This window comes from Methylobacterium aquaticum, from assembly GCF_016804325.1.
Taxonomy (GTDB): Bacteria; Pseudomonadota; Alphaproteobacteria; order Rhizobiales; family Beijerinckiaceae; genus Methylobacterium; species Methylobacterium aquaticum_C.
Genome location: NZ_CP043627.1, coordinates 6,836,230 through 6,852,609 on the forward strand (window position 1 = coordinate 6,836,230; position 16,380 = coordinate 6,852,609).

General features: G+C 71.1%; 17 protein-coding genes. 7 read left to right on the plus strand and 10 right to left on the minus strand.

All coding sequences use genetic code 11. The annotated features are described in order from the left end of the window. Positions 1 to 8 precede the first annotated feature (8 nt). The 7 genes from F1D61_RS31620 to F1D61_RS31650 all read right to left on the minus strand — a co-directional run bounded on the left by F1D61_RS31620 (position 9) and on the right by F1D61_RS31650 (position 7,247). Complete coding sequence (locus F1D61_RS31620; RefSeq protein WP_203155850.1) at positions 9 to 1,472, minus strand: CpaF family protein; 1,464 nt, start codon at positions 1,470 to 1,472, stop codon at positions 9 to 11. Between the two features lie 84 nt (positions 1,473 to 1,556). Then, positions 1,557 to 2,801: an AAA family ATPase gene (locus F1D61_RS31625; RefSeq protein ID WP_203155851.1), complete on the minus strand. Its 1,245-nt coding sequence runs from the start codon at positions 2,799 to 2,801 to the stop codon at positions 1,557 to 1,559. A gap of 95 nt (positions 2,802 to 2,896) precedes the next feature. Next, positions 2,897 to 3,613: a CpaD family pilus assembly protein gene (locus F1D61_RS31630; protein ID WP_203155852.1), complete on the minus strand. Its 717-nt coding sequence runs from the start codon at positions 3,611 to 3,613 to the stop codon at positions 2,897 to 2,899. Positions 3,614 to 3,705: 92 nt separating this feature from the next. Then, positions 3,706 to 5,163: a type II and III secretion system protein family protein gene (locus tag F1D61_RS31635; RefSeq protein WP_203159375.1), complete on the minus strand. Its 1,458-nt coding sequence runs from the start codon at positions 5,161 to 5,163 to the stop codon at positions 3,706 to 3,708. Between the two features lie 125 nt (positions 5,164 to 5,288). Beyond that, positions 5,289 to 6,104 (minus strand): Flp pilus assembly protein CpaB, encoded by an 816-nt coding sequence (gene cpaB, locus F1D61_RS31640; RefSeq protein ID WP_203155853.1) that lies wholly within the window; start codon positions 6,102 to 6,104, stop codon positions 5,289 to 5,291. A 234-nt stretch (positions 6,105 to 6,338) separates the two neighbouring features. After that, complete coding sequence (locus F1D61_RS31645) at positions 6,339 to 6,845, minus strand: A24 family peptidase (protein ID WP_203155854.1); 507 nt, start codon at positions 6,843 to 6,845, stop codon at positions 6,339 to 6,341. Positions 6,846 to 7,082: 237 nt separating this feature from the next. Then, complete coding sequence (locus F1D61_RS31650; RefSeq protein WP_203155855.1) at positions 7,083 to 7,247, minus strand: Flp family type IVb pilin; 165 nt, start codon at positions 7,245 to 7,247, stop codon at positions 7,083 to 7,085. A gap of 276 nt (positions 7,248 to 7,523) precedes the next feature. Between F1D61_RS31650 and F1D61_RS31655 the strand changes: the two genes are divergently transcribed. From F1D61_RS31655 to F1D61_RS31665, 3 genes are all read left to right on the plus strand, one after another. After that, positions 7,524 to 8,042: a pilus assembly protein N-terminal domain-containing protein gene (locus tag F1D61_RS31655; RefSeq protein WP_432443190.1), complete on the plus strand. Its 519-nt coding sequence runs from the start codon at positions 7,524 to 7,526 to the stop codon at positions 8,040 to 8,042. A gap of 161 nt (positions 8,043 to 8,203) precedes the next feature. Next, positions 8,204 to 8,809, plus strand: a complete 606-nt coding sequence (locus F1D61_RS31660; protein WP_203155856.1) for a TadE/TadG family type IV pilus assembly protein — start codon at positions 8,204 to 8,206, stop codon at positions 8,807 to 8,809. After that, positions 8,806 to 9,495, plus strand: a complete 690-nt coding sequence (locus F1D61_RS31665; protein WP_203155857.1) for a TadE/TadG family type IV pilus assembly protein — start codon at positions 8,806 to 8,808, stop codon at positions 9,493 to 9,495. The genes F1D61_RS31660 and F1D61_RS31665 overlap by 4 nt, the downstream gene beginning before the upstream one ends. A 54-nt stretch (positions 9,496 to 9,549) precedes the next feature. Here the strand turns inward: F1D61_RS31665 and F1D61_RS31670 are convergent, their stop codons facing one another. Beyond that, positions 9,550 to 10,071 carry a retropepsin-like aspartic protease family protein gene (locus F1D61_RS31670; protein WP_203155858.1) on the minus strand — a complete coding sequence of 174 codons (522 nt, stop codon included), beginning with the start codon at positions 10,069 to 10,071 and terminating at the stop codon, positions 9,550 to 9,552. 303 nt (positions 10,072 to 10,374) lie between these two features. Here F1D61_RS31670 and aroC point away from each other — a divergent pair, with 303 nt between their 5' ends. Together aroC and ribB are read left to right on the plus strand one after the other, a co-directional pair. After that, positions 10,375 to 11,484 (plus strand): chorismate synthase, encoded by a 1,110-nt coding sequence (gene aroC / locus F1D61_RS31675; RefSeq protein ID WP_203155859.1) that lies wholly within the window; start codon positions 10,375 to 10,377, stop codon positions 11,482 to 11,484. A 54-nt stretch (positions 11,485 to 11,538) separates the two neighbouring features. Further along, a complete protein-coding gene (ribB, locus tag F1D61_RS31680) occupies positions 11,539 to 12,840 on the plus strand; it encodes a 3,4-dihydroxy-2-butanone-4-phosphate synthase (RefSeq protein WP_432443191.1) in 1,302 nt (433 codons plus the stop codon). 15 nt (positions 12,841 to 12,855) lie between these two features. On the opposite strand, the gene F1D61_RS31685 is transcribed toward ribB, so the two are convergent. After that, positions 12,856 to 13,443 (minus strand): beta/gamma crystallin domain-containing protein, encoded by a 588-nt coding sequence (locus tag F1D61_RS31685; RefSeq protein ID WP_203155860.1) that lies wholly within the window; start codon positions 13,441 to 13,443, stop codon positions 12,856 to 12,858. Between the two features lie 314 nt (positions 13,444 to 13,757). Further along, the gene (locus F1D61_RS31690; protein WP_203155861.1) at positions 13,758 to 14,687 is read right to left on the minus strand and encodes a histone deacetylase family protein; all 930 of its coding nucleotides are present in this window, start codon (positions 14,685 to 14,687) and stop codon (positions 13,758 to 13,760) included. A 222-nt stretch (positions 14,688 to 14,909) separates the two neighbouring features. Here F1D61_RS31690 and F1D61_RS31695 point away from each other — a divergent pair, with 222 nt between their 5' ends. Together F1D61_RS31695 and F1D61_RS31700 are read left to right on the plus strand one after the other, a co-directional pair. Further along, the gene (locus tag F1D61_RS31695; RefSeq protein ID WP_203155862.1) at positions 14,910 to 15,536 is read left to right on the plus strand and encodes a L,D-transpeptidase; all 627 of its coding nucleotides are present in this window, start codon (positions 14,910 to 14,912) and stop codon (positions 15,534 to 15,536) included. Positions 15,537 to 15,658: 122 nt separating this feature from the next. Continuing rightward, a complete protein-coding gene (locus F1D61_RS31700) occupies positions 15,659 to 16,213 on the plus strand; it encodes a DUF1993 domain-containing protein (RefSeq protein ID WP_203155863.1) in 555 nt (184 codons plus the stop codon). Positions 16,214 to 16,380: the final 167 nt, after the last annotated feature.

Sequence of the window (16,380 nt, forward strand, 5' to 3'; positions counted from 1 at the left end):
GCGCGGCGTCATGCCGGCTCCTCCGCCCGGATTTCCGCCGCGTCGAGGGCAGCGGCGAGCGCCCGATCCTCGCCGTAATAGCGGGCCCGGTCCCAGAAGCGCGGCCGGCCGATCCCGGTCGAGCGGTGGCGGCCGATCAGCTTGCCGGTCGCGTCCTCGCCGACGATGTCGTAGATGAACAGGTCCTGGGTGATGATGACGTCGCCCTCCATCCCCATCACCTCGGTGATGTGGGTGATGCGCCGCGAGCCGTCGCGCAGGCGCGCGGCCTGCACGATGACGTCGATCGAACCGGCGATCATCTCGCGCAGGGTCTTGGCCGGCAGGCTGAAGCCGCCCATCGCGATCATCGATTCGATGCGCCCCAGGCACTCGCGCGGCGAGTTGGCGTGCAGCGTCCCCATCGAGCCGTCATGGCCGGTATTCATCGCCTGGAGCAGGTCGAAGGCCTCGGGCCCGCGCACCTCGCCGACGATGATCCGCTCGGGCCGCATGCGCAGGCAGTTCTTGATCAGGTCGCGCATCGTGACCTGGCCTTGGCCCTCGAGGTTGGGCGGGCGCGTCTCCAGGCGCACGACGTGGGGCTGCTGCAATTGCAGCTCGGCCGCGTCCTCGCAGGTGATGATGCGCTCGTCGTCGTCGATGTAGCGGGTGAGGCAGTTGAGGAGCGTGGTCTTGCCCGAGCCGGTACCGCCCGACACCACGACGTTGCAGCGGACCCGCCCGATGATCTGCAGGATCTTGGCGCCCTCGGGCGAGATCGAGCCGAAGCGGGTGAGCTGGTCGAGGGTCAGCTTGTCCTTCTTGAACTTGCGGATGGTGAGCGCCGGGCCGTCGATGGCGAGCGGCGGCGCGATCACGTTGACGCGCGAGCCGTCCGGCAGGCGCGCGTCGCAGATCGGCGAGGATTCGTCGACCCGGCGGCCGACCTGGCTGACGATCCGCTGGCAGATGTTCATCAGCTGCTGGTTGTCGCGGAAGCGCACGTTCGTCAGCTGGATCTTGCCGCCGACCTCGATGTAGGTCCGGTTGGCGCCGTTCACCATCACGTCGGCGATGTCGTCGCGGGCGAGCAGCGGTTCGAGCGGCCCGTAGCCGAGCACGTCGTTGCAGATGTCGTCGAGCAGTTCCTCCTGCTCGGCGATCGACATCACGACGTTCTTGAGGCCGATGATCTCGATGACGATGTCGCGGATCTCCTCCCGCGCCGCGTCCGGTTCGAGCCGGGCGAGCTGGGTGAGGTCGATCGCCTCGATCAACGCGCCGAAGATCATGCTCTTCGTGCGGTAATACTCGTCGGAGCGGGCGTTTTCCGGCGGGGCCTGCACCTCGCGGGGCGGGGTCGGGGCGGCTTCGGCCCGTTTTCCGTCCTGCAACACCGGCGCGGTCGCCGCCGGGAGAACCGGGGCGGGGCCGGCGGGGCGCGGGGCCGGCGCCTTTTGCGCCGTCGCTCCGGGTCTCCTGCCGAACATGGGATCAGCGGCCTTCCTACGACGCGGGCTTGCGGGGGATCCGGACGGGCGCTCCGGATCGCGGGGTGGACGGTCCCGTCCGGCTCACGACGCCTTGCGGCGGGCGAGACGGGCGAGCAGCGGCTGCAGCGGGTTGCCCCGGCCGCGGCGGGTCTCGGCGCGCCCGATCAGGCCGCCGGCGAGTTCGCTCAGGATCTCGGTGACCTTGGAGCCGGGCTGCACCTCCGCCAGCATCTGGCCGTTATTGGCCGCGGTGCCGAACAGGGCCGGCTCGAACGGCACCGCGGCGGCGACCGGGGCGTCGAGGGCCTTGGCGAATTCCGCGACCGCGATCTCCGGCCGCTTGGGCATGCCGACCCCGTTGAGGAGCAGGCGCGGGGCGCGGTCGTGGGGCCGTGCGGTCCGCAGCACCTCGAACAGGTTGCGGGCGTTGCGTAAGGAGGCGAGGTCGGGGGCGGCCACCACCACGATCTCGTCGGCGCCGATCAGCATGCGCCGGCACCAGGCCGACCAGGCATGCGGCACGTCGAGGACGATGCAGGGCACGCTCGCCCGCAGCACGTCGATCACGCCGTCGAAGGTGCCCTCGGAGAAGTCGGTCGGGCGGTCGAGGGTCGCGGGCGCCGCGAGCAAGCTCAGGTTGTCGGTGCATTTCGACAGGAGCCGGTCGACGAAGTTCGCGTCGACCCGCTCGGGGGCGAACACCGCCTCGGCCACGCCCTGCGGCGGGTCCTGGTTGAAGTTGAGGCCGGCGGTGCCGAAGGCGACGTCGAGGTCGGCAATCACCGTCGCGGTGCCGAAGTCGCGGGCCACCGACCAGGCGATGTTGTGGGCGAGCGTCGAGGCGCCGACGCCGCCCTTGGCGCCGACCACCGCGACGGTCCGGCCGAGGGGCTCGGCGGTGGGATCGCTGAACAGCTCCGAGATCGCCGCGATCACCGCCACGGGATCGATCGGCGCGATCAGGTACTCGCTCACGCCGCGGCGGACGAACTCGCGGTAGAGCACCACGTCGTTGACGTGGCCGACCACTACCACCTTGGTGCCGGCGTCGCAGACCTCGGCGAGGCTGTCGAGGGCCGAGAGGGGATGGGACCGCCCGGCGCCGATCTCCACCATGATGACGTTGGGCGTGGGGGCGCTGCGGAAGGCCTCGACGGCAGCGGGGGCGCCGCCCATCTGGACGCGGGCATGCGCCTTCTGCATCCGCCGGTCGCCGGCCGCCGCCTCGATCACCGCCGCGACCTCGGTGCTCTCGCAGAAGGCCTGCACGGTGATGCGGGGGACCGGCGGGATGACCCGGCCGGTGGACTCGCCGGGCTCAGACATGGTGCGCTCCCCGCCCGCAGGAAGATGGTCCCTCGGCCCGGTCGGCGCGGGGGCGCCTCGTCGCAGGAGCGGCCCTGGTCCGGCCCGTCGTCATCTCACTGTCCCACCTGGCTCTTGACGCTCGCGCGACCATCCTGCTTCCAAGTGGTTGATGGATCCTTTCCGGTGCGCAGGTCGGTCAGGTTCTGGGTCCGGCTCACCGTGTCGATCCGGCCCTCCTGGCGGCCCCGCACCAGGTCGACGGGATCGGCGATCTGGCTCGCGATGTTGGAGCGGGTGGCGCAGCCGAAGTTCCAGTAGGTCTCGTTGCGGGCGTTGAAGCCCGGATCGCTGAAGCCGAGATCCTGCGGCCAGAGCCCGCAGCCGCCCGCCACCTTGGCCTGCATGCGCTGGAAGCTGAGCCGCACCGGCGCGCTCACCGCGACGTTGGCGACCGGGTAGGGCGCGACGACGATCTCCCGCGGGCCGACGCCCCGGGTCACGGCCCGGGCGCGCACGCTCCCCAGGGTGCGCTCGACCGCGACGCCCGGGACCTGCGAGCCGCGGGGCACCTCCAGGACCAGGACGCCGCGGCCGTAGCGGCGGTACTCGGTCAGGAAGGCGTCGACGTCGTCGGCCTGGCGCGGATCGACATGCCCGGTCCCGGTGACGAACACGTCGAGGGTGCGGGGCGAATCCGACAGGACGTAGGGATGCCGCTCGGCGACAGTCGACGGGCCGGTCGAGCCCGTGGTCAGCCCGCCCTTGGAGGCGCAGGCGGCGAGGCTGGCCGAGGCGGCGAGCAGGATCAGGCGGAGGGCGATGCGGGTCATGGCGGGGATCTGCCTCGGCGGGCCGGGGTCTCGGAGCGGGGATTTCGGGGCAGGGTGCGCGGGGTCCCGCGCGGGCCTCGCGCGGCTTGACGTCAGTCGGTGATGAAGCCGACGCGGCCGCGATAGCCCGCCCCGAGGGGGGCGGCGCCGACCACGCCGTAGAGCCGGTTGAAGCGCCCGAGCAGGACCGACTGGCCGTCGCTCGCCTCGGTGAAGCCGTCGTCGGGCTTGCGCACCTCGCCCGGGTCCATCGGCTTGGCGATGTAGGGCGTGACCATGATCATCAGCTCCGTCTCCTGGCGCTGGTAGTCGCGGGAGCGGAACAGGGCGCCGAGGATCGGCAGGTTGAGCATCCCGGGCAGGCCGCCGATCGCCTGGCGGTTGCGCTGCTGGATCAGGCCGGCGATCATCATCGTGCCGCCGGAGGCGAGCTCGACGGTCGTCTCGGACTTGCGGACCGTGACGCCGGGCACCGAGATGGTGTTGTTGCCGTTCGAGACGGGAATCGCGTTCTGGGGATCGAGCTCGGTGACGTTGGTGCCGACCCGGATCGAGATCCGGTTCTCCGACTGGACCACGGGCGTGAAGTTGAGGGCGACGCCGTAGGGCTTGTACTCGATGCCGACCGAGCAGTTCGAGGAGTTCGAGGCGATCACCGCCGTGCAGTTCTGGCTGGTCGGGACCGGGATCTCGCCGCCGGCGGTGAAGTTCGCGGCCTCGCCGGAGATCGCCGTGAGGGTCGGCTCGGCCAGCACCCGCGACACGCCGGCCTGCTCGAAGGCCTTCAGGGTCGCCTGCAGCGAGAACCCGCCCGTCTTCACCGTGCCCTGCAGGAGGTTGTTGGGCGGGAACGCGCCGCCGCTGAGCGGGAACGGCAGCGTGTTGACGAAGTTCATGTTGCTCCAGTTGGCATTCAGGTTGATGCCGAACTGCTTGAGCACCTGGCGCGAGACCTCGACCACGGTGACGCGCAGCATCACCTGGTCCTTGCCGCGGATCGTCAGGTTGTTGATCACCGCGCCGCGGGTGCCCCCCGCGGCTCCGCCGACGCCCACGAAGGCGTTGGCGATGTCGATCGCCTGCTGGGCTTCCTGGGCCGAGCCGACCATGCCGGTGAGCAGCACCGAATCGCCCGCCGGACGCACGTCGAACCGGCCGCCCGGGATGCTGCCGGCCAGAGTCTGGCGCAGCACGTTGAGGTCGCGCCCGACCGTGACGTCGAGGGCGGCGATCTGGCGGCCCTCGCCGTCCATCACGAAGATCGAGGTGGCGCCGTTCTCGATGCCGATGACGAACACCTTGCGGGTCGAGCGCACGACGGCGTTCGCCACCTTGGGGTTGGCGACGAACACCTCCTTGGCGTCCCGCGGCAGGTCGATGACCAGCGAGCGACCCATGGTGAGGTCGACGCGGCGCGACACGTCGGCCTCGTTGGGCCCGACATTCACCACCGGCGCCGGCGCGAGGCCGCTGCGCTGGCCGGTCCCGCGCAGGCCGATGCCGTCGAGCGCCGCGGCGGGGCCGGCTGCGAGGAATGCCAGGGCGCTCATGCAGGCGGCACGCGCGACGAGGCTTCGGATGGCGGGGCGATGGGCTGCCGCGGGACGCTCGGGCTTCGTCATGGAACGGGGACTCGCGGGGCAGGAAGAGGCGCGGCGGTCGAAGGCGGACCCGCTCATCGGCGGGGCATCTGCTTGCTGACGCCGTAGCGCACGACGGTGAGACCGCCATTCTCGGCCGTCTGCGGCTCCGGCGCGTCCGGGGCGGCCTGCCCGGCATCGGCGAGGCTGCGCAGGGTCAGCGAGAGCTGGCCGACCTTCTGGGCCAGGGTGACGGCCTCGGCCTGGGCCGGGGTCAGTTCGAGCGTCGCGGTGTCGCCGGTGACGACCCGCTCGCCGTTGCGCTCCTGCACCGTCTGGCCGACCGCCAGGACCCGGATGTTGGTCAGGATCGTCGCGGCGGTCTGGACGTCGCCGGTGCCGGAGCGGGACGCGTCCTCGTCGCGGGCGGTGCGCAGCACGTCGACCCGGTCGTTCGGCAGGATGAAGCCGCCGGCGGTGTTCGAGCCGCGGGCATCGATCGAGATCGCGACGGCGCGCTTGCCGGAGGGCAGGATCGCCGACAGGAAGCCGCTGCCGTTGGCCTTGATCAGCTTCTCGCGCCGGATCGGCTCGCCGGAGAGGAACGGATTGCGCACGATCGACCCCACCGTGTCCTCGAGGGCCGTCGGCGCGGAACCGCGCTGGAGGGAGCCGTCGCTCACGGCGGATTTCGGCCAGGATTGCCAGCGCAGATCCGCCGGCTTGATCGTCTGTCCCATCGGCAGTTCGGCGGCGGCGACCAGCACCTCCGCCATCTCGATCGCCGGGGGCGGCGGGGCGACGGCCACGACCGGCGGCGCCGGCGGGGGCTCCCGGCCGCTCATCATGACGAAGGCACCCATGCCGGTCACGACAGCGACGCTGATCAGGAGCAAGCGCGATGACTTCATGAGGCGCCAACGAGTGAACGGACGAGGGGCGGCGCGGCGCCGGCCCTTAGCCGCACTTCATCCGACATTCCTCAAATTAAGGTTAATCGCGCTTAGGGTTAACGGTTGGTCGCGAGCGATGCCGTGGCGTGAGCCCGGATGGCGAATGCGGGCGCGGGGCGTGCATACCTCGGATGCGCCGTCGTTCCCGTCCCGAACCGGATGCCGATGTCGCCGCGTGACCGTAGGCGCCGTTCAGCCCGCCAGGGCGAGGCGCCAGAGCGGGGCGGAGGGGCAGGTGACCAGGGCGGAGGCCGCGAGGGCGACGCCGTAGGGCATGCCGACCGAACGGTCGTGCAGGTGCAGGGCGAAGGGCCACGCCACCGCGAAGCCGGGCAGGGGATGCCGGCGCATCGCCAGGATGGCGAGCGCCATGACGCCGCCGAACACGGAGGCGATCACCACGTAGTCGAGGAGCGAGCTGTAGCCGAGCCACAGGGCGGTCGCCGCCGCCAGCTTGGCATCGCCGCCGCCGATCACGCCGGCCGAGAACAGCGCGAACCCGACCGCCAGCACCAGGAGGCCCGCTCCGGCATGCTCGGCGGCCTGCGCCCAGCCGAGCCCGGCCGCGACGGCGAGCACCGCGAAGGCGGCGACGAGGGCCGCGTTCAGCCGGTTGGGAATCGTCATCGTCAGGATGTCGCTCACGGCCGCATAGGCCATCAGGAACGGGAACGCGACGAGGAGGCAGAGGCTGGCCATGCGGGCTCGCGGCAGGAAGGCGGGCATGCGGGGTCGGAGCGCCCGTGAAGGGGCGGTCTCGATGCCCGCACCGCGTGGGACGCGCCGACCCGCCGAATGCGGGCCGGCCCAAGACGTCCAACGAAGACCATTCAGGGTGCATCGCCCGATGGGGCCGATGCCCACCCGTCGAACGAGACGCCGCCCATTCGACTTCCAGGAGCGAGAACTCGACCGCCGCGCGATCGAGCGCCGCGCTTACTTGAGGCTGTTGGCGATCTTGTTGAACTGGAGGCCCAGGTTGGTGCCGACCGTGGTGGCGGCGGTGATGACGGCCAGGGCGATCAGGGTGGCGATCAGGCCGTACTCGATCGCGGTGGCGCCGGACTCGTCGCTGACGAAACGCTTCAGCTTGGTGATCATAACTCGGTTCCCGCCTCAGTGGTCTCGGTTAGTCCGTCGACAATCGACTGGCGCCGATCGGGACTGACGACACGCTAGGAGGGCCACGTTGAGGTTGGGTTAAAACGATCGTGGCTGCAGCGTAGCTGAATTGAAATCGCGGCCTTGGTTAACGATCGGCGTACCGGTTTGGCGGGCGACGTGACGTCGGGTCGTCGGGACGGGCTTAGCGGTTTGTCAACCGTCCGGCGCTTGACTGTCGACCGTCATGAGACGCGCCCGAAAGACCGATTGCCGATGAGCCCGCCCCGCCATTCGAGCCTTCCGCGTGCAGCGGGCCTGCCCGTCGCCGCCGGTCTTCTGGCCGCCCTGCTCATGGTCCCCGCCGCCGCCGGCGCGAATGACGGATCGACCGTGACGGTCTCGGTCGACAACGCCAAGGTGATCCGCCTGCCGGAGCGGACCGCCACGGTGATCGTCGGCAACCCGATCATCGCCGACGTGTCGCTCCAGCGGAACGGCGTCGTGGTCCTGACCGGCAAGAGCTTCGGCAGCACCAACCTCATCGCCCTGGACGCGGCGGGCACCATGCTGGCGGAATCCGCGATCAGCGTCCGGGCCGGCAGCCCGTCGGTCGTCACGGTGCAGCGCGGCCTGGATCGCGAATCCTATTCCTGCACGCCGGCCTGCCAGCCGGCGGTGCAGCTCGGCGACGCGCAGCGCTACTTCTCCGAGGTGAGCGCGCAGACCGGCCAGCGCAACTCGATGGCGACCGGGGGCGCAGGGGCCGCCGGGGGGGCCGCCCCGGGGCGCTGACACCCGGCGATCGGCGCAACCGATCCGCAACGCTTCGGCCCGTAGGGTTCCCTCACGGAATGCCCTGCCGCAGCCGGCGATCAGGACCGTCCGCGAGGCGTCGTCCCGCGGGCGCGCCCCGGATCCGTCCCCGCCGCCTCTATCCGGAGCCGAACCGCGCCATGCCCCGCTCCCACCCGCGCGATGCCGTCGAAAGGCCGGCCGGACGGGCCGCCGCCCTCCGCAGGCGGATCGGCACGCAGATCGCCCGGTTCCCGTCCGCCCGCGAGGGGGCGACCGCGGTGGAATTCGGGCTGATCGCGATGCCGTTCCTGTGCCTCGTCGCGGCGATCGTCGAGACCGCTCTCGCCTTCTTCGCCGGACAGGTCTTCGACAACGCGGTCTCGAGCGCCTCGCGCCAGCTCTATACCGGTCAGTTCCAGGCCGCCCTGTCGGCGGATCCGGGGGCGGTCGCCCTGCAGAAGTTCAAGGATGCGATCTGCACCAGCCCGGTGCCGATCTTCTCGTGCAGCACCCTCAAGGTCGACGTGCTGGTGGTGGGCGACGGCGCCGACCTCTCGCCGCCGAGCCCGATCGACAGCGCCAGGCGCGAGTGGCGGCCCGATTTCGGCACGAAGTACCAGAACCCGGGCTCGAACCAGATCGTGATCGTGCAGGCCGCGGTCGAGTTCCCGGTGTTCTTCGGCATCTTCAATCCCGATACCCTGACGAACGGCCAGCGGGTGCTGCAGAGCACCGTGGTCTTCCGCACGGAGCCCTTCCAATGAGCGCGCCGCAGGAGCCGGGCCCGGCCTTCGCCATCCGGAACGACCTCGCGCGTCGTCTCGGGGGCGGCGTCGCCCGGTTCACGCGCGCACGGGAGGGCGTCGCGGCGGTCGAGTTCGCGATGGTGCTGCCGCTCCTCCTGCTGCTCTATTTCGGCACCACCGATCTGGCCGGCTACGTCGGCAACGTCCGCAAGGCGGCCCTGTCGGCCCGCGCCGTGGCGGACCTGCTGGCGCGGGAGGGGGGCGACGTCTCGACCAGCCAGTTCGCCACCATCGTGAAGGCCGGGCGGGCGGTGCTGGGCCCCTATGACGGCGCCTCGGCGCGGATCGCCGCCAAGGCGGTCGGCGTCTACGACGCGAACGGCACGGCCAGGGTGTGCTCCTACGGGGTGGATGCCGGCAATGCCGGCGCGCCGGCCCCGAGCGGCCCGACCGACGTGCCGACGGTGCCGGAGGCCTTCAGGAAGGCGGGCGCGCGCTACATCGTCGTGGAACTGACCATGGCCTACAAGCCGATCTTCGCTGCCGACTTCGCCAGGCGGTTCAATCTCGGCACGATGACCGAATCCCTGGTCTGGCCGGTGCGCAACGGCAAGGTCTACAACGTCTCGGTCACGTCGAACCCGGAAGTCGTGCTGCCCACCGTCGTGAGCAATAGCAACGCCGGAGCCTGCCCGAGCACCTGACGCCCGGCCCGGACCACGCTCCTGCCCGCGGGATGTCCGCTCCCGCAGGGATCTCTACCCCCGGAGGATCATCCGGCCTGCCCCGACCTCGAACCCGCGCAGGCGGCGCAGGAACGACATGCCGAGCAGGCTGACCTCGAGGCGCCCGCCCGGCAGCACCAGGGCGTCGACGTCGCGCACCGTGATCGCGCCGATCCGCATCTGCCGCACCCGCACGCGGGCCGCCGGCACCGATCCGTTGGCGGTGGCGACCCGGTCGGTGAAGTCGCGATCGGTGACCGAGAGCCCGATCCGGCCAGCATCCTCGCGGGTAAAGATGCAGAGCGTGGCGCCGGTATCGACCAGCATGCGCAGCACCTGCCCTTCGACCTCCGGGTGGGCCCGGAAATGGCCGTGCAGGTCCTGGGCCAGGGTCACGCTGCCGCCGGTTCCGGGCGCGAGGTCCGGCGCGGTCGCCGAGGAGGCCGCGGCACTGGCCGGGGCACGCCCGATCCGGGCGACCTGCTCGATCACCGACCCGCCGGTGACGACGGCGCCGGCCAGTACGCCGAGGGCCCAGAGGATCGGGCGCGTCACGGATCATCTCCAAGGGGTAGGGCGGAAGGACGGATCGGGAGCAGGGTCGCGCCGGACCGGTTAAGGATCCCTCCGGCGGTTGCGCCGAAATCCCGCGCATCCCGCAAGGCTTGCCGGGATGTTCAAGGGCGATTCGGGGGAGGGGACCGAGGAGGGGGGATGCGGCCGGGCCGGGGCGCCGGCCTGCACGGTCTCGGGCCCGCCCCGGCGTCGCGTCCGCCGACGGATGGGATCGACGTGCGAGACCATTTCCCGTCCGGCGCAAAATGCTCTAGAGCGGCCGCGTCATCTCTCGTAGCCGCCATGTCGCATAACAGCTTCGGTCACCTCTTCCGCGTCACCACCTTCGGCGAGAGCCACGGCCCGGCCCTCGGCTGCGTCGTCGACGGCTGCCCGCCGCTGATCCCGCTCGAGGCGGCGGAGATCCAGGCCGAGCTCGACCGGCGCCGGCCGGGCCAGTCGCGCTTCACCACCCAGCGCCAGGAGCCGGACCAGGTCCGCATCCTCTCGGGCGTCTTTTCCGACGACCGCACCGAGGGCCGCCAGCTCACCACCGGCACGCCGATCGCGCTGATGATCGAGAACGTCGACCAGCGCTCCAAGGACTATTCGGAGATCCGCGACAGCTACCGGCCGGGCCACGCCGACTACGCCTACGACGCCAAGTACGGCATCCGCGACTATCGCGGCGGCGGCCGCTCCTCGGCCCGCGAGACCGCCGCCCGGGTGGCGGCGGGCGCGGTCGCCCGCAAGGTGCTGCCCGGGGTGACGATCCGCGGCGCCCTGGTGCAGATCGGCCCGCACGCGATCGACCGCGCCCGGTTCGACTGGGACGAGGTGAACAACAACCCGTTCTTCTGCCCGGACCCGGTCGCGGCGGGCCAGTGGGCGGAGTATCTCGACGGCATCCGCAAGGCGGGCTCGTCGGTCGGCGCGGTGATCGAGGTGGTGGCCGAGGGCGTCCCCGTCGGCCTCGGCGCCCCGGTCTACGGCAAGCTCGACGCGGATCTCGCGGCGGCCATGATGTCGATCAATGCCGTCAAGGGCGTCGAGATCGGCGACGGCTTCGCGGCCGCGGCCCTGCGCGGCGAGGAGAATGCCGACGAGATGCGGCCGGGCAACGACGGGCGCCCGATCTTTCTCGCCAACCATGCCGGCGGTGTGCTCGGCGGCATCTCGACCGGCCAGCCGCTCGTCTGCCGCTTTGCCGTCAAGCCGACCTCCTCGATCCTGACCCCGCGGGCGAGCGTCAGCCGCGACAACCGCCCGGTCGACGTGATGACCAAGGGCCGCCACGACCCCTGCGTCGGCATCCGGGCGGTGCCGGTCGGCGAGGCGATGATGGCCTGCGTCCTGGCCGACCACTGGCTGCGCCACCGCGGTCAGGTCGGAGAGGGGATTCAGCCCGCCTGAAAGGCGAAGGCCGTTTCAGTTTGACTGAAACGTCCGGCAGGCTATGACGGGAGCGTGAAACTCGGCGACTGGCTCCGACAGCAGGGCGTGACGCGCCTCGACTTCGCGCGGCGCTGCGGGCTCTCGCCGGCGGCGGTGACCGGCCTGTGCAACAATCCCGCGCCCTGGCTCTCGCGGGAGACGGCCGCTGCCGTGGCGCGCGTGACCGGCGGCGCCGTCACCCCCAACGATTTCCTGGGGCTCGCATCCCCGGGACAGGAGATGCCCGTGACCCACGCATCCATCATCGAGGCCCTCGACGCCTTCGCCCGCGGCGAGATCGTGGTCGTGACCGACGACGACGACCGCGAGAACGAGGGCGACCTCGTCGTCGCCGCCTCGCTCTGCACGCCCGAGAAGATGGCGTTCATCATCCGCAACACCTGCGGCATCGTCTGCGCGCCGATCACCGTCGCGGAGGCCAAGCGCCTGCGGCTCGAGCCGATGGTGGCCTCGAACGACGCGCCGCTCGGCACCGCCTTCACGGTCACGGTCGACGTCAAGCACGGGCTCACCACCGGCATCTCGGCCGAGCAGCGCTGCAACACCGTGCGGGCGCTCGCCAACGGCAACATGGGCGCCACCGATTTCGTGCGTCCCGGCCACGTCTTCCCGCTGATCGCCAAGGATGGCGGCGTGCTGATGCGCTCGGGCCATACCGAGGCCGCCGTCGACCTGTGCCGGCTGGCCAAGCTCCCCCCCGTCGGCGTGATCTGCGAACTCGCCAACGACGACGGCACCGTGATGAAGGGGCCGCAGATCACGGCCTTCGCGCAGACCCACGGCCTCAAGCAGATCTCGGTCGCCGAACTGATCTCGTACCGCCAGGCGCGCGAGAAGCTGGTCGAGCGGGTCGGCACCTTCCCGGTCAAGACCGAATGGGGCGAGATGACCGGCTACGCCTACACCACGCCGTTCGAGCCGATGCAGCAATTCGCCTTCGTGCACGGTCGCATCGGCGAGGGCCGCGACGTGCTGGTGCGGCTTCACCGCTCGAACGTGGTGGCGGACGTGATCGAGGGCGGCCGCACCATCGAGGCGGTGATGCGCCGCTTCGCGCAGGAAGGCCGGGGCGTGCTCGTCTACCTGCGCGACGGCACCGCCGGCGTGCCGCTGTCGCAGCTGCCCGACGGGACCGGCGAGGACGGAGCGGAGGCCGCCCGCGTCCGCCAGTGGCGCGAGGTGGGCCTGGGCGCCCAGATCCTGCGCGATCTCGGCGTGGTCTCGATCCGCAACATCTCGAGCGCGGCGCGCTCCTATGTCGGCCTGTCGGGCTTCGGCATCGAATTGGTCGGCGACGAGCCGCTGGAGGGGTAGGGGCGGATCCCACCCTCACCGGCACGAGCACTGGAGCGACGAGGCCTGGTCGTTCCAGAGCGCGCCGACGGTGGCGTAGTCGCCAGCCGGGAAGAACCGCGTATCACCGCCGAAATCCCGGTGCTGGTATAGCCGCAGGCTGCACCCCTGCGGCACCTTCACGGACGAGATCTTGTCGTTCCAGGCGTCGCCGACCCAGTTCATGTTGGTGTTCTCGGCGACGCCGCGATTCGCGCCGCCGAAGTTCACGTTCTCGTAGAACCGGCAGAAGCGATCGACCCCGCGGGTGCATTGGCAGCTCGCCGACGAGGTCTGGTCGTTCCACAGGTTGCCGAGGGACGCGGTGTCGCCGGTGATCGTCCTCTGGTCGCCGCCGAAATCGATGTGCTGGTAGAGCGTGAGCGCGCAGCCCGGCCCGACCTTGACCGACGAGGCCTTGTCGTTCCAGCCCGATCCGACCTTGCTGAATCGCTGGCCGGCGCCGATGACGAGCGAGTGCCCGCGGTAATTGTCGTGCTCGTAGAGCGCACAGGCGATCTGGGCCACGACCGGCCCGGCCGACAGACCGAGCCAGACCAGCGCGGCCGATACGATGCGGATCATCGATTCCCCTCCGGGTGACAGACCAGGCGGCCCGGCGGGACCCGTGCAGGCGCGACCGACCGGCGCGCCGTCCCGTCGGATGGTCGCGGTTCGGCCTGCCCGGCGCCCGATCGGCGCCGGCTCTTGCCCTATGGAATGCCGGGGATCGCGCATGCCCGGCCCTGTCGTTCCGGCCGGATTGGTGCGTGCGAGACCGAACCCTGGGTAGCACGGTGCTGAACAGCCGCGCATCCGTCAAAGAGATGAGGTGCGGAAGAACTCCGATCTTCGTCGTGCAGCACGGGTCGGGACTTGCTCCGTCCCGCTCCCGTCCATTACCGCCCCATCAACGTCTCGACATGGGCGGCCACCGACTTCGACAGCCCGATCAGGTCGTAGCCGCCCTCCAGCAGCGACACCACCCGGCCGCCGCAGCGGCGGTCGGCGAGGCCCATCACCTCCCGGGTCGCCCAGGCGAAATCGGCTTCCGTCAGCTTCAGGTTGGCGAGCGGGTCGCGCCAATGGGCGTCGAACCCGGCCGAGATCACGATCAGGTCGGGCCGGAACGCGTCGAGCCGCGGCAGCACGCCGTGGGTGAAGGCCTCCCGGAAGGTGTCGCCGTCGTCCCCCGCATGGAGCGGCACGTTGACGATGGTGTCGTGCTCGCCGCGCTCGGAGGCTGCGCCGGTGCCGGGAAACAGCGGCATCTGGTGGGTCGAGGCGTACATCACGCTGGCATCGTCCCAGAAGATGTCCTGCGAGCCGTTGCCGTGATGGACGTCCCAGTCGACGATCGCCACCCGGGCGGCGCCGTGAGCCTTGCGCGCGTGGCGCGCCGCCACCGCCGCGGTGTTGAACAGGCAGAAGCCCATGGCGCGCTCGCGCTCGGCATGGTGGCCGGGCGGGCGCATCGCGGCGAACGCGTTGGCGACGTGGCCGCCCATCACCTCGTCCACCGCCCTGACGGCAGCGCCGAGCGCCCGGCGCGCCGCCTCCAGCGAGCCCGGCGACATCACCGTGTCGGAATCGATGCCGACCAGCCCCTCGTCCGGCGCGGCCGCGGCGATCGCCGCGACGTAGTTCTCCGGATGGGCGAGGCCCGCGACCGCGAGGTCGGCGAGCGGCGCCTGCTCGCGCACCAGGGCGGCGAAGCGCTCGTCCTCCAGCGCCCGCTCGATCACCCGGATGCGGTCGGCCCGCTCGGGGTGGCCCGGCGGCGTGTTGTGGTCGAGGGAGGCCGGATGGCAGAGATACAGCGTCGTCATCGTGCCCGCGTCCAGCGTTCCCGTCGGCCGGTGTCGTGACCGGCCGTCCCCGGCCCACCGTGGCAGGGCCGGCCCCCCAACGCAACAATGGCCCGGGCGCAACACAGGCGCGGCAACTCGCACGGGAGCGCCGTCCCCGGCTTCGCGGGCTTACGGCCACGCTTTAGGCTCTGACGACGACTGATTCGCGGGCCCGCCCGCCGACCTGCAAGGTTTTCTCCGATGCGCCGCCGCCTCGCCCCCACGACCGTTCCCGTGCGGGCCGCCCTTCTGGGGGGCGCTCTTCTGGGGACCATCCTGGCGCTGCCGGGCTGCATGTACCGCGCCACGCCCGATCCCGAATTGTCGGCCCGGGACAAGGAGTGGATGGCGATGGTGCCCGAGCCGGAGGTGGACCGGCGCTTCGCCCGCTACATGATCGAGGATCCGACCGGCGAGGCTCCCGGCACCATCGTGGTCGAGACGCGTGAGCGCCAGCTCTACTACGTGCTGCCCGACCGCAAGGCGATCCGCTACGGCGTCACCGTCGGCGACGAGGCCTATGGCTGGTCCGGCACCGCGCGGATGTTCCGCAAGGCTGCCTGGCCGGACTGGCACCCGCCGGCCGAGATGATCAAGCGCTGGCCCCACGTCCACGCCATGCAGGGCGGTCCCGCCAACCCGCTCGGCGCCCGCGCCCTCTACCTGGCGGATGCCACCGGCAAGGACACGCTCTACCGCATCCACGGCACCAACGAGCCGGAGCGGATCGGCCAGGCGGCGTCCTCGGGCTGCATCCGGATGCGCAACATCGACGTGGTCGATCTGTACAACCGGGTCGGGACGGATGCGAAGGTGATCGTGCGCTAAGGCACTCTCCGACGCGGCGGTGGTCGGCTCATCGACGGAACATGCGGCTCCGGGCCGGCGCCACGGGTCGCGCTCCCAGCATCGTTCCGTTAGGGAAGACGAGGGCTTCCCGAGGAACCTTCATGTCCCTGACCCGACACCTCGTCCCCGCTTACGCCCAGATGCTGCGGGCGCTCTCCGGCTGGCTCGACAAGGCGCACGCGCATCACGGTGCGGAGGCCGGCGGGCCGATGTCCTGGCGTCTCGCGCCGGACATGCTCCCGCTGGCCTCGCAGATCCGCTTCGCCTGCCTGCAGGCGCAGGAGGCGACCTACCGGCTCCGCGGCGAGCCCCTGCCGCACGCGCTCGACGACCTGGCCCGCGCGGGACGGGAGGCGGGCGAGCGGCCGGGCTCCCTCGACGAGGCGAGAGACTGCATCGCCGACACGCTCGCCCGGCTCGAGGCCCTCGCGCCGCAGGCGCTCGATGGAGGGGTGGACGCGCCGGTCACGATCGAGCTTCCCGGGCTGACCTTCGATATGGTGGGCGAGTCCTACGCGCGGGACTGGGCGCTGCCGCAATTCTACTTCCACCTCATGACCGCTTACGCGATCCTGCGCCACCACGGCGTCCCGCTCGGCAAGGCCGATTACGTTCCGCACATGTTCGGCTATCTCCGGACGGGACCAGGGGCCTGATCGGCGACGCCGCTCGACCGGAGCGTCCAGACGGTTTTCCGCAAGGACTTGCAATCCGGGCGATGGCTGCCCGCGCCGCGCGGGCGGCCTCCCGGAGAGGGCGCATCGGCGGCATGCATTCGCGTGGCTTTGACGGAATCCTGTAAGCCTTCGGCAATGACGTCTCG